This is a genomic window from Methylobacterium sp. Leaf100, from assembly GCF_001422845.1.
GTDB lineage: Bacteria > Pseudomonadota > Alphaproteobacteria > Rhizobiales > Beijerinckiaceae > Methylobacterium.
The window spans coordinates 129,995-148,501 of sequence record NZ_LMMW01000003.1; the positions used below are offsets into that span (position 1 = coordinate 129,995).

Here is an 18,507-nt window from a genome sequence, read left to right on the forward strand (position 1 = left end):
GTGCCCCATGCGAAAGACGCCGCCCAGCCGGGATGTCCAGCGCGAGCGACGCGAATGGCGTCGGGAATCCGACCGGTGGACCCACGAGCGCCACGTCGAGAAGGGCTACCGCATCAAGTGGGGCTACGTCGGCATCGCCTACCTGGTGGAGTTCATGGTCATCGGCGCATCCCTGTGGGGCGCCTGGCTGTTCGCCGGGGTCTACAGCGACGGCGACTCGAAGGCGTTCTACTTCATGCTGCTCGCGCCGCTGGTCTACGCGGCGGTGGAGCTGTGCCGGGTGCCGCTCGGCATCCTGGCGAGGACGCAGCGCTCCTACGCCATCCGGATCATGGCCATCATCGGCATCGTCTTCGCCGCCGGCGTGACCACGAAATCGGTCTCGCAGCTCGGCGAGATGATGTTCCACCCCCGCCTCATGGACGCGGCCAAGGCCAAGACCGCCCTCAAGGACGCGCAGGCCGACCGGGCGACCATCAATGGGCGGATCGCGGCGGCCGATGCCCGGGTGACGCAATACACCACGGAACTCGACCAGATCGAGAAGCGCGCGGCGGAGAACGCCAGCCAGCTCTCGGCCCTGCCGGCCCAGCGCTGCGAGCGGGTCTCCGGCACCAACAGCCGGGGCCAGCGCTACTCGAACCTCAAATGCGTCACCGACCCGCGCACGGCGACCCTCAACGCCAGCGTCGCCAAGGCCGGCAGCGACCGCGCCGGCGTGACGAAGGCCCTGGAGGAGGCCCGGCAGGCCCGCAGCGCCCTCGACCGGGGTGTGGTCGACCGCAAGGTCGCGGATGCGGAGCAGGCCTACCGTAACTCGGTCAACCGCTCGCAGCTGCACTCGTTCACCGCCATGGTGTACGGGGTCGATCCCATCGATGTGACGGATGCGCAGGTTCACGCCTTCCTGCGCATCTTCGTGTTCGTGCCGGCCCTGTGCGCCGCCTTCGCGTCGACGATCCTCGCCCTCTGCGCCGTCTCGGTCCGCAAGACCTTCATGGACGAGGACGACCTCGGCGCCACCGTCGATCCGGCGGCGACGCCCTACATGCTGGACTCCATCACCGACGCCCTGCGGCAGGAGATCGGGTTGGCCCAGCCCAAGCCCCCGCGCGAGGCACCTGAGCCCCAGCGTGAAGCGAACGCCGCCTCCGGCGAAGTCATTCCCATCGACCGGCGTCCGCCGGCGCAGGTGGCCCTGCCGGCCAGCGCGGGAGCGGGCGCATGAGCATCCACACCACCGGCACGCCGGAGAACGTCGTCCTGGCGCAGAACGTCAACGGGCGCCTGCGCGCGGAGACGAAGATCATCGCCGCCCGCGCCTTCCTGTTTCGGTCGCTGGGCTTCGGCGCCTTCTGCGCGCTCGCCGGCATCGGTCTGGGCGCGGCCTCCTACGGCTACGCCACGATGAACCAGTTCGACACGGCGGCGGAAAAGATCGCCGCCGCCATGCAGGCGGCCCTCTCCGACGTGACCCTGAAGACCAAAGGCGAGGTCACCCTCACCGACAACGTCCTCAAGCTCGAAGGCGGGATGCCGAAGCCCGCCGCCACACCGACCCCGACGAAGGCCCAGCTCGGCAACGACGCGGCCCCCGCCTCGAAGGCCATCGTGAACACCACCTTCACGGTGTTCAAGCAGGTGCCCTACATGGACGGCCAGATCGTCACCGGCTGGAACTTCCGGGCCAACGAAGACCAGCCGTTCCAGCAATATTGCTACTTCTCCCGCCGCACCAACGAGGCCAAGGGTCAGGTCGAGATCAAGATCGATCTCGCCATGGACGGCAAGACCCTGCCGCAGCCGCAGAAGTCCGACGTGAACCTCGGCATCCTGGCCTCGAACTGCGTGTGGCACGACGGAAAGACGCTGTGAGCGCGATCAGTCGGATTTGTGGGCGTCATCGGCGCGTATCGGATTGAGGAAGGGGAGGTCGGCGAAGTCCCGTTCGTTGTCTGTCACGACAAGGCAGGCATGGACCTCCGCGATGGCGGCGACGATCATGTCGAGGGCGCTGCGGGGCCGGCCTCGACGCCGGCCCTCGGCCATCAGGGCCGCCCAGGCGAGAGCGGCCGCCCCGTCGAACGGCAGGACCCGGCCGGCGAACAAGGCCAGCGGCCCCTCAGGCCCCGCGAACCACGCCTCCAACCCGTCGCGCCGGCGTCCGACCGGCAGTTCGAGGATGCCGCGCCGGATCTCCGCGACGGTCAGGGCGCTGATGAAGAGGGACGTGTCGGGCCGTTCGGCCATCCAGGCGATCAAGGATGTGGACGGGACCGGCTTGACGAGGTTGCTGAGGATGTTGGTATCGAGGAGGTAGCGCGTCACAGGTCGATCCTGCGCCCTTCCTCGTCGGAGCGCGTCAAGTCGAGGTCGAGCCCAACGAGGGGCGAGCGCCGCAGGGCGGCCAGAATTCCATCCGTCTTCGGCGCCGGTTCGTCCAGGACCGCGGACAGCGTGGCGCGCAGCCGGACAGCGGCAGGACCATCCTCCGTGAGGCGACGGGCGAGGGAGCGGATCAGGGCACGGTCGGCCTCGCGACCCATCACCTCGAAGCGGGCGATGCCGCGCTGGGTCAGGCGAGCCCGGTAGGCGCCGAGCGCCCGCTTCTGGGACGTGTTGTCCATGGCCGGTCTCCACTCTATATCCAGATATATATCCGGCACGCCCGAGCGAGACAAGAAGCGGACCCGGCGCCGTTTTCGCCTCCCTCGACCCGCACCATCGCCACGGACCGATCCCATGCGCTTTTCCGGCACCGCCGACTACGTCGCGACCTCCGACCTCACCACGGCCGTCAACGCCGCCATCGTGCTCGAGCGGCCGCTGCTGGTGAAGGGCGAGCCCGGCACCGGCAAGACGGTCCTGGCGGAGGAGATCGCCAAGGGTCTGGGCGCGCCGCTCCTGACCTGGAACGTCAAGTCGACCACCAAGGCCCAGCAGGGGCTCTACGAATACGACGCCGTCTCGCGCCTGCGCGACAGCCAGCTCGGCGACCCGCGCGTGTCCGACATCGGCAACTACATCCGCCGCGGCAAGCTGTGGGAGGCGTTCACCCATCCCGAGCGGCCGGTGCTGCTCATCGACGAGATCGACAAGGCCGACATCGAGTTCCCCAACGACCTCCTGACCGAGCTCGACCGGATGGAGTTCCACGTCTACGAGACCGGGCAGACGATCCGGGCCGAGCGCCGGCCCATCGTCATCATCACCTCGAACAACGAGAAGGAGTTGCCCGACGCGTTCCTGCGCCGGTGCTTCTTCCACTACATCCAGTTCCCGGATGCCGAGACGCTGAAAGCCATCGTCGAAGTCCACTACCCCGGCATCAAGCACCGCCTCGTCGAGGAGGCCTTGCGGGTCTTCCTCGAGACCCGCGCGGTGCCGGGCCTGAAGAAGAAGCCCTCCACCTCCGAGTTGCTGGATTGGCTCAAGCTCCTCGTCTCCGAGGACGTGACGCCGGAGACCCTGCGCGAGCGCGACGGCCGCAAGCTGATCCCGCCGCTCCACGGCGCGCTCCTCAAGAACGAGCAGGACGTGAGCCTGTTCGAGAAACTCGCCTTCATGATGCGGCGGGAAGGGCGGAGCGGCTGAAGGCGCTCGTCTCCGATCGCGTTCGGAATTAAGGTGCCTCCAGCGGACCTATGGCCGTCACCGAGTGGGAGTGCATCGCAATGGCCGAGGGCGAGCGCGTGACGGTCTCGTTTCCCGAACCCCTCGCGACCCAGATTCGTTCGGCCGTGCGGGCTGGCGAGTACGCGTCGATGAGCGACGCCGTGCAGGATGCCGTGCGCCTTTGGTCCGACCGGCGCGTTCGCGGCGAACGGGACGTCGCGGATTTGCGGCGGGCCTGGGATGCCGGCAAGGCCGGTGGGACGCACGGCAAGCTGGACTTCGAGGATCTTCGCCGCGAGGCCCGCGACCGGCTCGCGGCCACGCACGCGCAAGGCTTCCGGACGTCCGATGCCGGTTGAGGTCGTTTGGTCGATCCTCGCGCGGCAGGATCTGCTCGACCATTACCTCGCGATCGGCGCCGAGAACCGGCTGGCCGCCGAACGGATCTACGACCGCATCGAACTCCGGTCCCTGCAGCTCATGGACCATCCGCGCATGGGGCCACGCCGACCGGACATTCGCCCGTCGACGCGGGTTCTCGTGGAAGCGCCGTTTCTCATCCTGTACGAGACCTCGCCCGACCGCGACGAGGGACCGGTCGTCACGGGGGAAATCGTCCGCGTCATCGACGGGCGGCGCGATCTCGAACGTCTGTTCTGAGGCAGCCCTTCCGAACACGCCTTCGCGACCCAGATAGCGCCCATCGCCGCGTTCCATCCCCAGCAGCGGACCCGCTTCCATGAAGATGAAGAAACTCGGCCGCACCGGCCTCGACGTCTCGCCGCTCTGCCTCGGCTGCATGACCTACGGCATTCCCGAGCGCGGCCCCCATCCGTGGACCCTGAACGAGGAGGCGAGCCGGCCGCTCCTGCGCAAGGCCGTCGAGATGGGGATCAACTTCTTCGACACGGCGAACTACTATTCGGACGGGACCAGCGAGGAGATCGTCGGCCGGGCGCTGAAGGAATTCGCGCGCCGCGACGACCTCGTCATCGCGACGAAGTGCTATTACGGCCTCAGCGACCGTCCCAATGCCGGCGGCCTGTCGCGCAAGGCGATCTTCGCCGCCGTCGATGCCAGCCTGACGCGCCTCGGCACGGATTACGTCGACCTCCTGCAGATCCACCGCTGGGATTACGCCACGCCCATCGAGGTGACCCTGGAGGCGCTGCACGACGTGGTGAAGGCCGGGAAAGCCCGGTATATCGGCGCCTCGTCGATGTATGCGTGGCAGTTCGCCAAGGCCCTGTTCCTCGCCGACCGCCATGGCTGGACGCGGTTCTCGACCATGCAGAACCATTACAACCTCCTCCACCGCGAGGAGGAGCGCGAGATGCTGCCGCTCTGCGCCGATCAGGACATCGCCGTGCTGCCGTGGAGCCCCCTCGCACGCGGGCGTCTCACCCGCGACTGGGACGTGTCGAGCGCCCGCCAGGAGACGGATCTGGTCGGCAAGCGCCTCTACGACGCGACGGAAGCCGCCGACCGCGCCGTGGTCGAAGCGGTGGCGGCCATCGCCGAGGCGCGCGGCGTTCCCCGGGCGCAGGTGGCGCTGGCCTGGGTCGCCCAGAAATCGCCCGTGACGGTTCCCATCGTCGGCGCCTCGAAGCCCGGGCACCTCGACGATGCCGCGGCGGCCCTCGACCTCGCGCTGACGCCCGAGGAGATGGCGACCCTGGAGCGTCCCTACGTTCCGCACGCCGTGGTGGGCTTCAACTGAGAGATCGACGATGCTCCGTGTCCTGCTCCTGCGCCATGCCAAGTCCGATCGCCCGGCCGGGATGATCGACCTCGACCGGCCCCTCAACCCCCGCGGCCGGCGGAACGCGCCGCTCATGGCCGGCTATCTCGTGACCGAGAACCTGCGGCCCGACCACGTGGCCGTCTCGCCGGCCCGTCGGACGCGGGAGACCTGGGAACCGGTGCAGGCCGCCCTAGGTGCCCCGGACGCGACCATCGTGCCGGACATCTACGAGGCGCCCGACTCGGCCCTCTTGAAGGTTGTCCGCGCGACGCCCGATTCGGCACGCTGCCTCCTCGTGGTCGGCCACAATCCCGGCCTGCAGGACGTGGCGCTTCGCCTCGTCGGGTCCGGCCCGGCCGCGGCGCGCGACCGCCTCGCCGAGGGGTTCCCCACCGGGGCACTGGCCGTCCTGGATTTCGACGTCGAGACCTGGGCCAAGGTCCGCGCCGGCGCAGGGCGATTGGAGCGCTTCGTGGCGCCCCGCGATCTCGATGCCGACGAGGCGGCCTGAACCCGAGCCTCCACCTCTCATTGAACCGTTGCGGCGCCGGGCCGTTTCCCCGATCCCCGGTCAAGCTTTTCGCGTGTCGTGCTCCTCGCATCCTTCCTGATCCTGACAAGCTTGGCGTCGTCCCTCGCGGGCGGCCTCGAAACCGTGCGTCAGGGCCTGTCCGGACCGGCGCGGGATCCGGCGGCCGTCGCGGCGAAGCCCGTGGATGCGCCGCGCTTCGTGCCCGAAAGCCGTGCCGTCTCGAACTGGCGGATCGAGGCGGGCGAGGCGCTTCGCCCGGTCTCCCTCGCCCTGGCGGCACGCTGGTCCACGACGGAGCCGGCCTTCGTCGCCCGCTGCGTCAAGCTCAACAACTACTGGTGCATCAAGTCGGCGCGCTGGTCCGGGGAGATCGGCGCCGATGCCGAAGGCCATACGGGCTTCGCCACCGCCGCCGACGGTGCGGATGCGGCGGCCGGCCTGCTTCGACGCTATTACCGCGATCTCAACCGGCGCACGGCCCTTTCCATCGTCAGGCGCTGGGCTCCCGCGGAATGCCGGGGCACGCCTGCCGCAAGCCCGTGGGTGTCGGGTCCGGTGGCGCCGCGCGGCCTCGGCGGAACCCTTCGGGCGCGCTTCCTCGCCCGCAACACCCGGGCGGGGATGCCGCGCCGGGCGCTGGCATCACGCGGCGGCCCCCTCAGGGTCCAGCCGTGGTCGCCCCTGGCGCGGATGGGCGGGCGGGTGCCGCCGGCACCGGATCGCAAGGCTCAGCCCGCGAGAGGACCGGCTCCGAAAGCCGAGGCTACCGGAGGCCGAAGCTCCAGGGTCCAGGGCTCCATCGCGGCCGGACCGGCCCCCACGCCGCGGCACGGGCTACTGGTCCGCCCCTCCGAACTCCTGGTGAAACCGTCCGTCCTGATTGCCAAACCGTCGGTGCTCCTCGTCGAACCGAGTGCGGTCCTGGGCAACGCGACCCGTGCGGTGGAGACTGCGACAGCTCAGTTGCAGAAGCGGTTCGTCACGGAATCCGCCGCGCTCCCGCCCATTGCCGCGGGCCGCGGCGCCCTGCGCCCCCTCGATCTCACCGTGCCGGCACCCTTGTGCAGCAACGACGAGACCCGCATCCGCAACTACGCCGCGCGCATCGCCGGCAGTGTCGGCCTGAAGGTCGAGGACGATCTCAAGCTGTTCGGGCCGGACGGACGCCCGTTGCCCGCCCTGCGCGCGGTGATGCTCGCCATGTCGAACGTCGAGCTCGGCACCCTGCGGGCCGGCCCGGCCCTCGTGGACGCGGCCGTCGCCCGCCTGGATGCCGGAACCCTGGCGGCCATCGGCCCGCCGGCCCCGACGCCGTGAGCCGTGACCTTGCGGGCCGGGTGCCCCGGCGCCACTTCAGCCCTGCCGGATCTTCTGTTGGACTTCCCGCCGTTTCTCCCCGCCCACCATCGAGTCGTTCATGAACAGCTTTGCCGCGCGTGCGGGTTCCGCGGTCAAGGCCTTCGCCGAGGCGTCGAGCGACCTCCTGATCCAGCCGACGCTCCGGCTCGGCGTCACCGGCCTCGCCCGCTCGGGCAAGACCGTGTTCACCACGGCCCTGATCCACCACCTCGTGGAGGCCCATGCCCTGCCGGCCTTCGCCCCGGCCCACGAGGGCCGCCTGCGTCGCGCCCGCCTCGTGCCCCAGCCCGACGACGACCTGCCGCGCTTTCCCTTCGAGGAGCACGTCACGGCCCTGACGCGGGACCGCCTGTGGCCGCGCTCCACCGACCGGATCAGCCAGTTCCGCCTCGCCATCGAGTACGAGCGCAAGGGCGGCTGGCGCTCGGGGCCGGGCACCCTGATGCTCGACGTCGTCGACTATCCCGGCGAATGGCTCCTCGACCTCGCTCTCATCGACCAGAGCTACACGGCGTGGTCCCGCGCCACCATCTCCGGCACCCGCCGCAGCGGTCGCGCCGCCATGGCCGCCCCCTGGCTCGACACCCTGAAGGGCCTCGACCCGAAGGCGCCGCTCGACGAGATGGTGGCCGAGCGCGCCAGCACGGCGTTCAAGGCCTACCTCTCCGCCCTCAGGGCCGGGCCGGAATCCGTGGCGACCACGCCGCCGGGTCGGTTCCTCATGCCGGGGGACCTCGCCGGCTCGCCGGCCCTGACCTTCGCGCCGCTGGACGACCTTACGGATCCCCTCGATCCCGGTAGCCTCGCGGGGCTGATGGAGCGGCGCTTCGAGGCCTACAAGGCCAAGGTGGTCGAGCCGTTCTTCCGCAACCACTTCCAGCGGGTCGATCGGCAGATCGTGCTGGTCGACGTCCTCGCCGCCGTCGATGCCGGCCCGGCCGCCCTGGCGGAGCTCGAGGAGGCGCTGGATTCCGTGCTCTTCAGCTTCCGCATCGGCCGCAACACCATCCTGTCGCGGCTGTTCGCGCCGCGCGCCGAGCGCATTCTGTTCGCCGCGACGAAGGCGGACCATCTCCACCAGACCAGTCACGACCGCCTGGACGCGCTCCTGCGCCTCCTCGTGTCGCGGGCCATGCGCCGGACGGAGGCCGCGGGCGCCCGCGTCGGCACCGTGGCCCTCGCCTCCGTGCGCGCCACCCGCGAGACCACGATCCACGACGGGCCGGAAGTGCTCCGCGCCGTCTCGGGCACGCCGGAGGCCGGTGAATCCGTCGGCGACGAGACCTTCGACGGCTTGAGCGAAGCCGCGATCTTCCCCGGCGAACTCCCCGAGCGACCCGAGGCGGTGCTGGAGGGCGCGGTGCCGCCCGGCTCCCTACGTTTCCCGCGCTTTCGCCCACCCCTGGTGAAGCCCGACGCCCTCGGACGCCCCGGTCACCTGCCGCAGATCCGCCTCGACCGGGCGATGCAGTTCCTCCTCGGCGACAAGCTCTCTTGAGGCCCGCATGACCTCCACGCCCCCGCCGAACCGCCCCCGCGCCTTCCGAATCCCCGCCGCTGAACCGGCCGGGGTGGCCGAGGGCTTCGTGCCGCCCCCGGCTTCGCCTGCCCAAGTCCGCATCGTCGAGGAGCCGTTCGAGATCGTCGAGGCCGCCGACGGCACGCCCGTTCCGGTGGCGCCGAAATCCCGGGCGCCGTGGCTGTCGATGCTGCTCGTGGCGCTGGGCGGCCTCGTGTCGCTCGGCGTCGGCCTCTCCGTCGAGCGCCTCATCGCCGACCTGTTCGGCGCCGCCCCGTGGCTCGGCGCCGTCGCGCTGGTGCTCCTGGGCGTCGCGGCCCTCGGCCTCCTCGGGCTCGTTGTGCGGGAGCTCTCCGGGATCTGGCGCGAGCGGCAGATCGAGCGCCTGCGGGCCAGAGCCGTCGAGGCGCTCGCCGCCCGCGACCACACCGCGGCCCAGGCCGTGGTGCGGGATCTCAGCGCTCTCTATGCCGGACGGGCGGCTCTGGCGGCCGGGCGGACCCGCCTCGACACCCTGGGCGACGCCATCCTCGACGTGGACGACCGCCTTGGGCTCGCCGAACACGAACTTTTGGCCCCCCTCGACCGGCAGGCGCGCCAGGCTATCGCGACGGCGGCGAAGCAGGTTTCGGGCGTCACCGCGCTCAGCCCCCGCGCCATCGTCGACGTGGCGTTCGTGATCTTCGCCGCCGTGCGGCTGCTCCGCCGGATCGCCACCATCTACGGCGGGCGCCCCGGCTTCCTCGGCTTCCTGCGGCTCGCCCGCTCGGCGCTCGCCCACCTCACGGTGACGGGCGGCATGGCGGTGGGCGAGAGCATGATCCAGCAGGCCCTGGGGCTCGGCCTCGCCGCGAAGGTCTCGGCCAAGCTCGGGGAGGGTGTGCTCAACGGCCTGATGACCGCCCGGTTCGGCCTCGCGGCCCTCGCGGTCTGCCGGCCCCTGCCGTTCGTGCGCGAGGCGGCGCCGCGCCTGTCCGACGTGGCGGGATCCCTGTTCAAATCCGCCGAGGCGGCGGAGGAGGGCGGCGTCAGAGGTCCTTCATGAACCCGGCGAGGCGCATCAGTCCCTCCGGCCACGGACCGTGGCCCGAGGCCACGTTGATGTGTCCGGATTCGCCCGCATCCACCACGACGGCGCCCCACGCATAGGCGAAATCCTCGGCCCGCTCGTAGGTGCAGTAGGGGTCGTTGCGGCTCGCCACCACCAGGGACGGGAAGGGCAGGGGATCGCGCGGCACCGGCGCGAAGGCGGTGACGCTCGCCGGCAGGTTAGGCGTGGTCTCGACATCGGGAAACGCCACCAGGATCGCGCCGCGCACCACGCCGGGCGGGAAGTCCGGGGCCGCCTGAACGGCCGCCACCACGCCGAGGCTGTGGGCGATGATGAGGACCGGGCGCGTCGCCTCCGCCACGGCCGCGACGATGCGGGCGCGCCAGGCCGGGGCGTCGGGATGGTGCCAATCGTCCTGCTCGACGATGCGGCCGGTGGACAGGCGCTCGGCCCAGCGGCCCTGCCAGTGGCCGTCTTCGGAGCCGGCATAGCCCGGCAGGATGAGGATGTCGCAATCGCCGATCTTCATGGCTATCGCGATACCGTGTCGGTCCGGACCCGTCGAGCCTTCACGGCCCGTCGGACAGGGGATCGGCGAAGGCATCGACGGCCGCCCCCGCGAGGTTGGCGCCCGCGAGACGATCCCCCGCCGAGGCCGCATGGGCCCGGACCGCCCCGGGCAGGGCGTCCGTGAGGGCGGCCCGCTCGCGCGCCAGGGCGAAGGCCTCCGCCAGGGGGATCGCCCGGAACCGGATCGCTTCGCCCGGCCGGCGCTGGGCGACCCTTCGAAGATCGGCCGAGATCACCGTGGCGATCTTCGGGTAGCCGCCGGTGGTCTGCCGATCGGCCATGAGCACGATGGGCCGGCCGCTGCCCGGCACCTGCACGGAGCCCATGACGGTGGCGTCCGAGACGATGTTGTAACCGTGCGGCCCGTGGGCGAGGGCGGGCCCGTCGAGATGGATGCCCATCCGGTCGGCCCGATGGGAGACGGCGAAGGCCGCATCGGTGAACAGCGCGACGGCTTCGGGGGTGAACCGGTCCGCCTGCGGACCGAGAACCACCCGCACGGGGGCATCCGTTTCGAGGGGCAGGGGATCCAAGGATCCCGGGATGCCGAACGACCCCGGTTCACCGGGGGACGTATTCTCGCCGTCGATGACGTCACCGGTGCGCAGGCCACGGCCATGGAGGCCGCCGAGGCCGGCACGCTGGTGCAGGGCGGCACTGCCGAGGATCGACGGCACGGCGAACCCGCCCGCGCAGGCGAGATAGGCGAACACGCCCCGGCGCGGCACCTCGATGGCGAGGGTGGATCCCTCGCTCAGGGGAAACGCTCGATGGTCCGGCACCGGTACGCCGTCGACCCGCAGGGCGCAGGGCGCGCCGGCGAGCGCCATCCACAGGTCGCCGCCCTTCAGACGGAAGCGCCCACCGCCCAAACCGAGTTCGAGGGCGACGATCCCCAACGCGTTGCCCACGAGGGCGTTGGCCGCTGCCAGCGCCAGCCTGTCCATGGGACCGGAGCCGGACAAGCCCTGGCGCTGGTAGCCGCGCCGGCCACCATCCTGGAAACACAAGGCGCCCGTGCAGGCCTCGACGACCAGACGGGCGCTCACCGCTCCACCTCGGCCACGGGTTGGCCGGCTGCCGCCGCACGGTCGAGTTCGTCCCAGCGGGCGGGATCCGTGGGCACGAATTGGATGCCGTCGCCGGGCTCGAACAGGAACACCGGATCGCGCCCCGGCAGGAAGGCGCGCACGGGCGTGCGGCCAAGAAGATGCCAGCCGCTCGGGGCCGCGATGCTGGCGACGAGGGCCTGGACCCCGCCGATGGAGATGGTGCCCGCCGGCGTCGTCGGGCGCGGACTCGCGCGCCGCGACAGGGCAAGGCCCGGGTCGAGACCGTCGAGATAGGCGTAGCCCGGCAGGAACCCGATCATCACCACGCGGTACTCGGGCGCGGCATGGCGCGCGACAACGGCGGACGGGCTCAGGCCGTGATGGGCGGCGACCGCATCGAGGTCGAGGCCGAACGCGCCACCGTAGACCACCGGCACGCGCCAGACCCGAGCCGGCGGCCGGGCCGGGGCCGGGCGCCCGGCGAGGTCCGTCAAAACCGCCTCCAGCGCAGCCGGATCGATGGCGAGGGGGTCGAGGTGGATCGTCAGCGAGCGGTAGGTTGGCACCGTCTCGACGATTCCGGGCAGGTTCGCGTCCCGCAGACGCGCGTCGAGGGCGAGGACGCGGGCGTTGAGAGCCGGATCGATCCGGTCGCCGAACTCGACGGTCAGGGCCGTGTCGCCGCACCAGAGCAGGCGGATCGCCGGAGGGGTCACGTGCGCGTCGATGTCCGTGTCGAAGGATCGTCCCGCCCACGATAAAGGGGTGGCGCCCTTTCGGACACCACCCCCTGCCGTCGACAGGTGCTCGAAACGACCGTCAGTGCGGGCGCGCGGCCGGAATGTCGCCCGATGCCGCCGGGCCCTCAGGAGCGGTGGCACGCTGGGCGGCGGCCTGGAGGTTTTCGGGGTCGAGGGCGCTGGCCACGAACTCGCGGCCCCGATGGGTCACGTCGCGGGCGTAGCGCAGGCCCTGGTCGCGAACCTCGTCGGCCCACGGACCGACGGTCTCGTCCTCGCGGCGCGTCCGGGGCAGGAGCGCGCCGATGAGCAGGCCGGCCGCGAGTCCGACCACACCGACGAGGAGGGGATTTTCAGTGACGAAATCCCCGACCGCCGAACGTCCGTCGCGAAGACGCTCGGACCCGCGCTCAGTGAGATCGCCGATCCGGCGACGACCGGTGTCGCGGGCGTCGGTCGCCCAGTCGCGGGCATCGTCATAGGCGCCGGAGGCCCGCGCGCGCAGGTCCTGAGCCGTATCGGTGACGCGGTCACGCACGTCGCCGGCGATCCCGGCGGCGCGATTGGTCAGGTGATCGGCGGTTTCGAGGGCGGCGTCGCGCAAATCACCGGCGCGGGCGCGAAGATCGTCGGCGCCCGTATGGGACGGAGCCTCGTCGAGATGGCCACGCGGCATGCCTGCCCTGAGGGCGATGTCGTCGGGCAGGGAATGGATCTCGTCGCCGGGCTTGGGGGCGGGATTGGGAGAGTGGGTCATGGCAGGTTCCTCGTAGGGGTTGGCCGCGTCGGCGGCCCGGATCGGATTCAGATCTGGGTTTCCTGGCCGAGATCCTTGACGGGATGGCGCGTCGGCAGGTCGGGATCGTAGACCCGGTCGGCACCGGTCTGGACGACGGGCAGGCCGTCATCGGCCTGGCGCACCCGGCGCCGGGCCACCACGGCGGAGGCCGCGTCGGACGACATCCGATGGAGCAGCCAGCCGACGCCGGCGGCGATGAGCAGGACCGGCACGGGGTTGCGGCGCACGGCGTCGAGGGCGCCGTCGTAGACCCCGCTCAGGGGCGTGCGACGTGCGTTGCCGAGCATCTCGTCGACGATGCTCGACACCGAGAGCCGTTCCTGGATCTGGTCGATGGTCTGGTCGAGGCGGGCGCGGCTCGCCTCGATGTCCTTCTCGAGTTCGTTCAACGATCCGCTCATCCGGAGACCCTTTCAGACAACGCACGGGCGTCCTGACGGACCTGACGCGAGGTCCGCACGGGCGCGAGGGCCGAGAGCGACATGGCGTTGCGGCCGACAAGCGCGAGGATCACCGCCACGACGAGGAGGACGCCACCCACGATCAAGGCGGCCAGCGCTTCCGAATGAACCACCGTGGCGAGCCATTTCACCAGGGCGTCCACGAGGACGAAGAGGGCCACCACGCCGAAGACGGCGGCACCGACGAGGAGCCCGAGCCCGACGAAGAGCGAGCGTACGTTGCTCGTCATCTCGTTGCGGAAGAGGGCGATCTCCTTACGGGCGAGTTCGTTGGTCTCACGCAGGGCGTCGCCGATGAGGCCCTGGATACTGGAATTGGGTCCGTTCGACATCCGTGTCGCCCTCAGACGCCGTGATCGCGGTGAAGCCCGGGGGCAGGCACGTCGCGGAGGGTTCCGCCACGGAGCGAGCCGTCCCGGATCGGCGCATCGCGCAAGTCGAGATCGCGATCACGCACCGCGGACACGCTCGACGACTTGATGAAGCGCGCCACGACGAAGCCGGTCACGAAGGTGGCGACCGCAACGGCCACGGGCGCACGGCGGGCCAGCGCCTCGGCGTCCTCGTAGAACTCCGAAAAACTCTTGTTCTCGATCTGCGTGCCGAGGTGCTCGAGGCCCTCGGCCGCGCTGTCGAAGAAGGCGCGGATGTTGGGACGATCCTCGAACGTCTTGCTCGAATCCCGCACGGTGCGGGCGAGGTCGTTGACCGACTGGGCGGCGTCGCCCTTGCGGCGCTCGACATATTCTTCCGCATGTCCGCGCGCGGCGGATACGAAGCCGCGGCCGCGCTCCACCGCCACGTCGGCGATCCCCTCGACATCGCCGCGCAGGGCCTTCCAATCCGCCGTCTCGCGATTCGCGGCAGACTCGGCGCCGAGCGGTCCTGTGGCGGGCGATCCTGTGGGTTGATTGATGGTCACGGTGTTACTCCTCGGCGCTGATCGATGCGCTGTTGCCGCAGTTCAACAGCGTGCGCGGAGACAGGGTTCCGAACGGGCGCGGCGGGCGTGTCAGTCTTCGTTCAGCTGCAATTCCCTAAGGGGACAAAGCTTGACCGGAGAGCATGACAGTGGCGACCGTTCCAACCCCGAGCCCCTGTGGTCGACCCGTCCGGCAGGGCCCCGAAGCCGCGCCTATTTTGCCGTGAGGCGGGAGGGAGTGCCCCTTGACCGCACCGGTCTTAACGCGCTTGGCTGCAACCAACGGATCGCGCTCGGCTTCCGCGCGTTCACCCACTGTATCAGGTTGAGCGTGCGCGATTCCCGCGCAGCGCCCTGAGGACCGGAGCCGGCTTACGTGGCACGTCTCGTCATCGTATCGAACCGCGTCGCAGTCCCCGAGGACGGGGGCAAGGCCGTGGCGGCCGGCGGTCTCGCCGTCGCCGTGAAGGAGGCCTTCACGGCCTATGAGGGGTTGTGGTTCGGCTGGAGCGGCAACGTCGTCGAAAATCCCTCGACGGAGCCGACGCTGATCGACCGGGGACGGGTTCAATACGCCGTCGTCGATCTCTCGCCCCAGGATCACCGGGAATATTACAGCGGGTTCGCCAACCGCGCCCTGTGGCCGATCATGCATTATCGGCTCGGCCTCGGCGCCTTCTCCCGTTCGGACTATGCCGGGTACCAGCGCGTCAACCGGATCTTCGCCCGCGCGCTCGCCGACCTGATCCAGCCCGACGACATCATCTGGGTGCACGATTACCACCTGTTGCCGCTCGCCTCCGAGCTGCGCGGCCTCGGCATCGCCAACCCCATCGGCTACTTCCACCACATTCCGTGGCCGGCGGCGGACGTGTTCAACACCCTGCCGGCGAGCAACGACCTCCTGCGCGGGATCGCCGACTACGATCTCATCGGCCTGCAGACCGACCCCGACGTCCACAACCTGACCCGCAACCTCATCGACGAACTGCGGGCCATTCCGCTGGGCGGCGGCTCCCTGATGGTGGACGGACGCCGGACCCGCATCCGCAGCTTTCCCATCGGCATCGATGTCGCGGGCTTCAAGGAGGCGGCGGAAAATGCGGGCGCCAACCGCACCGTGCGCGAGACCATGGCGGGCCTGCGCACCCGCAAGCTTCTCATCGGCGTCGACCGCCTCGATTATTCCAAGGGCGTGCCCGAGCGCATGGAAGCCGTGGAGCGCTTCTTCGCCTCGAACCCGGACCAGCGCGGCAACGTCGTCTACATCCAGATCACGCCGAAATCGCGCACGGAGGTCCCCGAGTACGAGGATCTCAGCCGCGAGGTGAACGAGACCGTCGGCGAGATCAACGGGGCGCTCGGCGAACCGAACTGGACCCCGATCCAGTACGTCACCAAGGCCTATCCGAGGCCGGTGCTCGCCGGTCTCTACCGCGCCGCCCGCGTCGGTCTCGTCACGCCGATGCGCGATGGCATGAACCTCGTCGCCAAGGAGTACGTGGTCGCCCAGTCCGACGAGGATCCGGGCGTGCTGGTCCTGTCGAAGTTCGCCGGCGCCGCGCGGCAGCTGCCGGAAGCGCTGCTCGTCAATCCCTACGACCGGTTCGAGGTGGCCGAGGCCATCCGTACGGCCCTCTACATGCCGCGCGGCGAACGCCTGGAGCGGTGGAAGCCGATGGTCGAGCGCATGACGCGCGAGGACGTCGACTGGTGGGCGCGCAATTTCATGACCGAGCTGGAGAATTTTCGCAGCGTCGAGCGTGAGCCGACCCGCACGGCGGCCGCTGCGGAATAAGCCTTGCAGGCCCCCATGACGAGCGGCTGCCGCTCGTCTGGCTCTCCCTATCCCGGACGTTTCTGTGACTGACAGCATGATCGGCCTCGACGACGGCGTGCCTGCGCCGCTCGGGGCCCACTTCGACGGCCGCGGCGTCAACTTCGCGCTGTTCTCCCAGAATGCCACCGCCGTGGACCTGTGCCTGTTCGAGCCGGGCGAGCGGCTCGAGACGCGTCGTATCCGGCTCCCCTGCCGCACGGACGATGTCTGGCACGGGCACCTGCGCGGGGTGTTTCCCGGGCAGCTCTACGGCTACCGCGTGCATGGACCGTGGGACCCGGCGCGTGGGCACCGGTTCAATCCGGCGAAACTCCTCCTCGACCCCTACGCCCGCGAGATCCAGGGCCGTATCCGCTGGCACGACGCCCTCTACGGCCACCGCCGCGGCCTCCTGCGCGAGGACCAGATCGATCGGCGCGACAGTGCCGCCTACATGCCGCGCGGCGTCGTCACCGCGCCGGAGGTGCCCGACCTCGCCATCCACCCCGTGCGCCGGCCCGTGTCGCAGACGGTGATCTACGAGGCCCACGTCAAGGCGCTGACGCAGCTCCACCCCGACGTTCCCGAGGCCGCGCGCGGCACCTACGCCGCCCTGGCCCATCCGGCGATCATCGAGCACCTGCTGAAGCTCGGCGTCACCGCCGTCGAACTCCTGCCGATCCAGGCCTTCGCCGACGACCGCTTCCTCGTCGACAAGGGGCTGGTGAATTTCTGGGGCTACTCGCCGCTCAACTACTTCGCCCCCGATCCGCGCTATCGCGGGCCGGCCGGGATCGGCGGCCTCAAGGCGGCGATCCGCGAATTGGCCGCGGCCGAGATCGAAGTGTTCCTCGACGTGGTCTACAACCACACGGCCGAGGCCGACCATTCCGGCCCGACCCTGTCGTTCCGCGGCATCGACAACGCGAGCTACTACAAGCTCGACCCATCCAACCTGCGCCGGGAGATCGACTGCACCGGCTGCGGCAACACCCTCGACCTCGACCATCCCCGGGTGATGCAGCTCACCCTCGATTCCCTGCGCCACTGGGTGACGGCCTACGGCGTCGCCGGCTTCCGCTTCGACCTCGCCACCAGTCTCGGGCGCGTACCGCACGATTTCTCGGCGAAGGCTGCCTTCTTCCAGGCCGTGGCCCAGGATCCGGTCCTCTCGCGGGTCAAGATGATCGCCGAGCCGTGGGACATCGGCCAGGGCGGGTACCAGCTCGGCGCCTATCCCCGCGGCTGGAGCGAGTGGAACGACCAGTTCCGTGACAGCGTGCGCGGGTTCTGGCGCGGCGACCCGGGCGTGCTGTCGAAGGTCACGCAGGGGTTGTCGGGCTCCCGCGAGATCTTTGCCGCCTCCGGCCGCACGCCGCTGGCCAGCGTCAACTACGCCGCCTCGCACGACGGTTTCACCCTGGCGGACGTCGTCGCCTACGAGGACAAGCACAACCTCGCCAATGGCGAGGACAACCGCGACGGCCACGGCCACAACCTCACGCGCAATTACGGCGTCGAGGGTCCGAGCGACGATCCCGCGATTCTATCGGTACGCGCCCGCCAGAAGCGCAACATCCTCGCCACGATCTTCCTGGCGCAGGGCGTGCCGATGCTGCTCATGGGCGACGAGCGCTCGCGCAGCCAGAATGGGAACAACAACGCCTACAACCAGGACAACGCCACGAACTGGGTCGATTGGGAGAGCGACCCCGATCCGGCGCTCACGGCCTTCGTCGCGAACCTCACCCGCCTGCGCCGGGAGCAGCCGGCCCTGCGCCGACGCGACTTCCTCACCGGGGGTACCGTCGGTGAGGGCCCGTTGCGCGACGTGCACTGGCTGTCGCCCTGCGGGGCGGAGATGGATGGCGCGGCCTGGGCCGACGACGGCCGCCAGACTTTCGGCATGCAGATCGGCAATGATCTGCCCGATGCCGACCGCCTCCTGCTCCTCGTCAATGCCGCCGAGTCCCCGTGCGATTTCACCCTCGCGCCGATCATCGACGGACCCTGGAGCCTGATGTTCGACACCACACGGGCGACCGGTGCCGTACCCGAAGGGCAGACCCTGTTTCCGGCCGGGGCGCGCGTGCATCTCGAGCCGCGTGCGCTCTATGTCCTGCGGACACGACCGGCGACGTACGGGCGTTAACGCCACGTCCACTTGGTCGAGGAACCGATCCCGCACCGCACAATTCTCTTGGGGTGAGCGGTTGCCGGAGCGCGGGTCCGCCTTACCTCGAAACGATGGAACCAGAGCGCGGCCCGTAGCCTTTTGAAGGGTCGGCGGCTGCGTCCGCCCGTCGCCCCTCACGTGATCACGA

At 70.3% G+C, this 18,507-nt stretch carries 21 protein-coding genes; 12 read left to right on the forward strand and 9 right to left on the reverse strand.

Translation table 11 applies throughout. From position 1 onward, the window contains the following. The first annotated feature begins 7 nt into the window (after positions 1 to 7). Both ASF25_RS04225 and ASF25_RS04230 read left to right on the forward strand, forming a co-directional pair. Positions 8 to 1,228 (forward strand): hypothetical protein, encoded by a 1,221-nt coding sequence (locus ASF25_RS04225; RefSeq protein WP_056303454.1) that lies wholly within the window; start codon positions 8 to 10, stop codon positions 1,226 to 1,228. Beyond that, positions 1,225 to 1,875, forward strand: coding sequence for a hypothetical protein (locus ASF25_RS04230; RefSeq protein WP_056174735.1), 651 nt, complete (start codon positions 1,225 to 1,227; stop codon positions 1,873 to 1,875). Before ASF25_RS04225 ends, ASF25_RS04230 begins: the two co-directional genes overlap by 4 nt. A 6-nt stretch (positions 1,876 to 1,881) precedes the next feature. Here the strand turns inward: ASF25_RS04230 and ASF25_RS04235 are convergent, their stop codons facing one another. Together ASF25_RS04235 and ASF25_RS04240 are read right to left on the reverse strand one after the other, a co-directional pair. After that, complete coding sequence (locus ASF25_RS04235) at positions 1,882 to 2,328, reverse strand: PIN domain-containing protein (protein WP_056261711.1); 447 nt, start codon at positions 2,326 to 2,328, stop codon at positions 1,882 to 1,884. Then, positions 2,325 to 2,627: a hypothetical protein gene (locus tag ASF25_RS04240; protein WP_056303456.1), complete on the reverse strand. Its 303-nt coding sequence runs from the start codon at positions 2,625 to 2,627 to the stop codon at positions 2,325 to 2,327. The genes ASF25_RS04235 and ASF25_RS04240 overlap by 4 nt, the downstream gene beginning before the upstream one ends. A gap of 115 nt (positions 2,628 to 2,742) precedes the next feature. Here ASF25_RS04240 and ASF25_RS04245 point away from each other — a divergent pair, with 115 nt between their 5' ends. From ASF25_RS04245 to ASF25_RS04280, 8 genes are all read left to right on the forward strand, one after another. Further along, entirely contained in the window at positions 2,743 to 3,594 is an 852-nt protein-coding gene (locus tag ASF25_RS04245) for a MoxR family ATPase (RefSeq protein WP_056174741.1), read from the forward strand. 80 nt (positions 3,595 to 3,674) lie between these two features. Then, a complete protein-coding gene (locus ASF25_RS04250; RefSeq protein WP_056261875.1) occupies positions 3,675 to 3,974 on the forward strand; it encodes a type II toxin-antitoxin system ParD family antitoxin in 300 nt (99 codons plus the stop codon). Beyond that, a complete protein-coding gene (locus ASF25_RS04255; RefSeq protein ID WP_056261714.1) occupies positions 3,964 to 4,275 on the forward strand; it encodes a type II toxin-antitoxin system RelE/ParE family toxin in 312 nt (103 codons plus the stop codon). Before ASF25_RS04250 ends, ASF25_RS04255 begins: the two co-directional genes overlap by 11 nt. Positions 4,276 to 4,354: 79 nt before the next feature. After that, positions 4,355 to 5,335, forward strand: coding sequence for an aldo/keto reductase (locus ASF25_RS04260; RefSeq protein ID WP_056174745.1), 981 nt, complete (start codon positions 4,355 to 4,357; stop codon positions 5,333 to 5,335). Positions 5,336 to 5,345: 10 nt separating this feature from the next. After that, positions 5,346 to 5,870: a histidine phosphatase family protein gene (locus ASF25_RS04265; protein ID WP_056303459.1), complete on the forward strand. Its 525-nt coding sequence runs from the start codon at positions 5,346 to 5,348 to the stop codon at positions 5,868 to 5,870. 111 nt (positions 5,871 to 5,981) lie between these two features. Further along, entirely contained in the window at positions 5,982 to 7,208 is a 1,227-nt protein-coding gene (locus ASF25_RS04270; protein WP_244472894.1) for a hypothetical protein, read from the forward strand. A 100-nt stretch (positions 7,209 to 7,308) separates the two neighbouring features. Further along, on the forward strand, positions 7,309 to 8,748 hold the full coding sequence (locus ASF25_RS04275; RefSeq protein ID WP_056303463.1) for a YcjX family protein: 1,440 nt from the start codon (positions 7,309 to 7,311) through the stop codon (positions 8,746 to 8,748). A 7-nt stretch (positions 8,749 to 8,755) separates the two neighbouring features. After that, positions 8,756 to 9,814 carry a TIGR01620 family protein gene (locus tag ASF25_RS04280; RefSeq protein ID WP_056303465.1) on the forward strand — a complete coding sequence of 353 codons (1,059 nt, stop codon included), beginning with the start codon at positions 8,756 to 8,758 and terminating at the stop codon, positions 9,812 to 9,814. Here ASF25_RS04280 and ASF25_RS04285 read toward each other — a convergent pair. The 7 genes from ASF25_RS04285 to ASF25_RS04315 form a co-directional block, all read right to left on the reverse strand. Then, positions 9,798 to 10,349, reverse strand: coding sequence for an alpha/beta hydrolase (locus ASF25_RS04285; protein WP_056303466.1), 552 nt, complete (start codon positions 10,347 to 10,349; stop codon positions 9,798 to 9,800). The two genes, ASF25_RS04280 and ASF25_RS04285, sit on opposite strands and share 17 nt — an antisense overlap. A 40-nt stretch (positions 10,350 to 10,389) precedes the next feature. Then, on the reverse strand, positions 10,390 to 11,439 hold the full coding sequence (locus ASF25_RS04290) for a biotin-dependent carboxyltransferase family protein (protein ID WP_056303468.1): 1,050 nt from the start codon (positions 11,437 to 11,439) through the stop codon (positions 10,390 to 10,392). Then, positions 11,436 to 12,158: a 5-oxoprolinase subunit PxpB gene (pxpB, locus tag ASF25_RS04295; protein ID WP_056303470.1), complete on the reverse strand. Its 723-nt coding sequence runs from the start codon at positions 12,156 to 12,158 to the stop codon at positions 11,436 to 11,438. The genes ASF25_RS04290 and pxpB overlap by 4 nt, the downstream gene beginning before the upstream one ends. A 103-nt stretch (positions 12,159 to 12,261) precedes the next feature. Then, entirely contained in the window at positions 12,262 to 12,939 is a 678-nt protein-coding gene (locus ASF25_RS04300; protein ID WP_056303472.1) for a hypothetical protein, read from the reverse strand. A 47-nt stretch (positions 12,940 to 12,986) separates the two neighbouring features. Beyond that, positions 12,987 to 13,382: a DUF3618 domain-containing protein gene (locus ASF25_RS04305; protein ID WP_056174760.1), complete on the reverse strand. Its 396-nt coding sequence runs from the start codon at positions 13,380 to 13,382 to the stop codon at positions 12,987 to 12,989. Next, a complete protein-coding gene (locus tag ASF25_RS04310; protein ID WP_056303474.1) occupies positions 13,379 to 13,774 on the reverse strand; it encodes a phage holin family protein in 396 nt (131 codons plus the stop codon). The genes ASF25_RS04305 and ASF25_RS04310 overlap by 4 nt, the downstream gene beginning before the upstream one ends. An 11-nt stretch (positions 13,775 to 13,785) precedes the next feature. After that, positions 13,786 to 14,364: a hypothetical protein gene (locus ASF25_RS04315; RefSeq protein ID WP_244472895.1), complete on the reverse strand. Its 579-nt coding sequence runs from the start codon at positions 14,362 to 14,364 to the stop codon at positions 13,786 to 13,788. Between the two features lie 376 nt (positions 14,365 to 14,740). Here ASF25_RS04315 and ASF25_RS04320 point away from each other — a divergent pair, with 376 nt between their 5' ends. Together ASF25_RS04320 and glgX are read left to right on the forward strand one after the other, a co-directional pair. Beyond that, a complete protein-coding gene (locus ASF25_RS04320; RefSeq protein ID WP_056174763.1) occupies positions 14,741 to 16,162 on the forward strand; it encodes a trehalose-6-phosphate synthase in 1,422 nt (473 codons plus the stop codon). Between the two features lie 76 nt (positions 16,163 to 16,238). Next, positions 16,239 to 18,335: a glycogen debranching protein GlgX gene (gene glgX, locus ASF25_RS04325; RefSeq protein ID WP_056303476.1), complete on the forward strand. Its 2,097-nt coding sequence runs from the start codon at positions 16,239 to 16,241 to the stop codon at positions 18,333 to 18,335. The last annotated feature ends 172 nt before the right edge of the window (positions 18,336 to 18,507 follow it).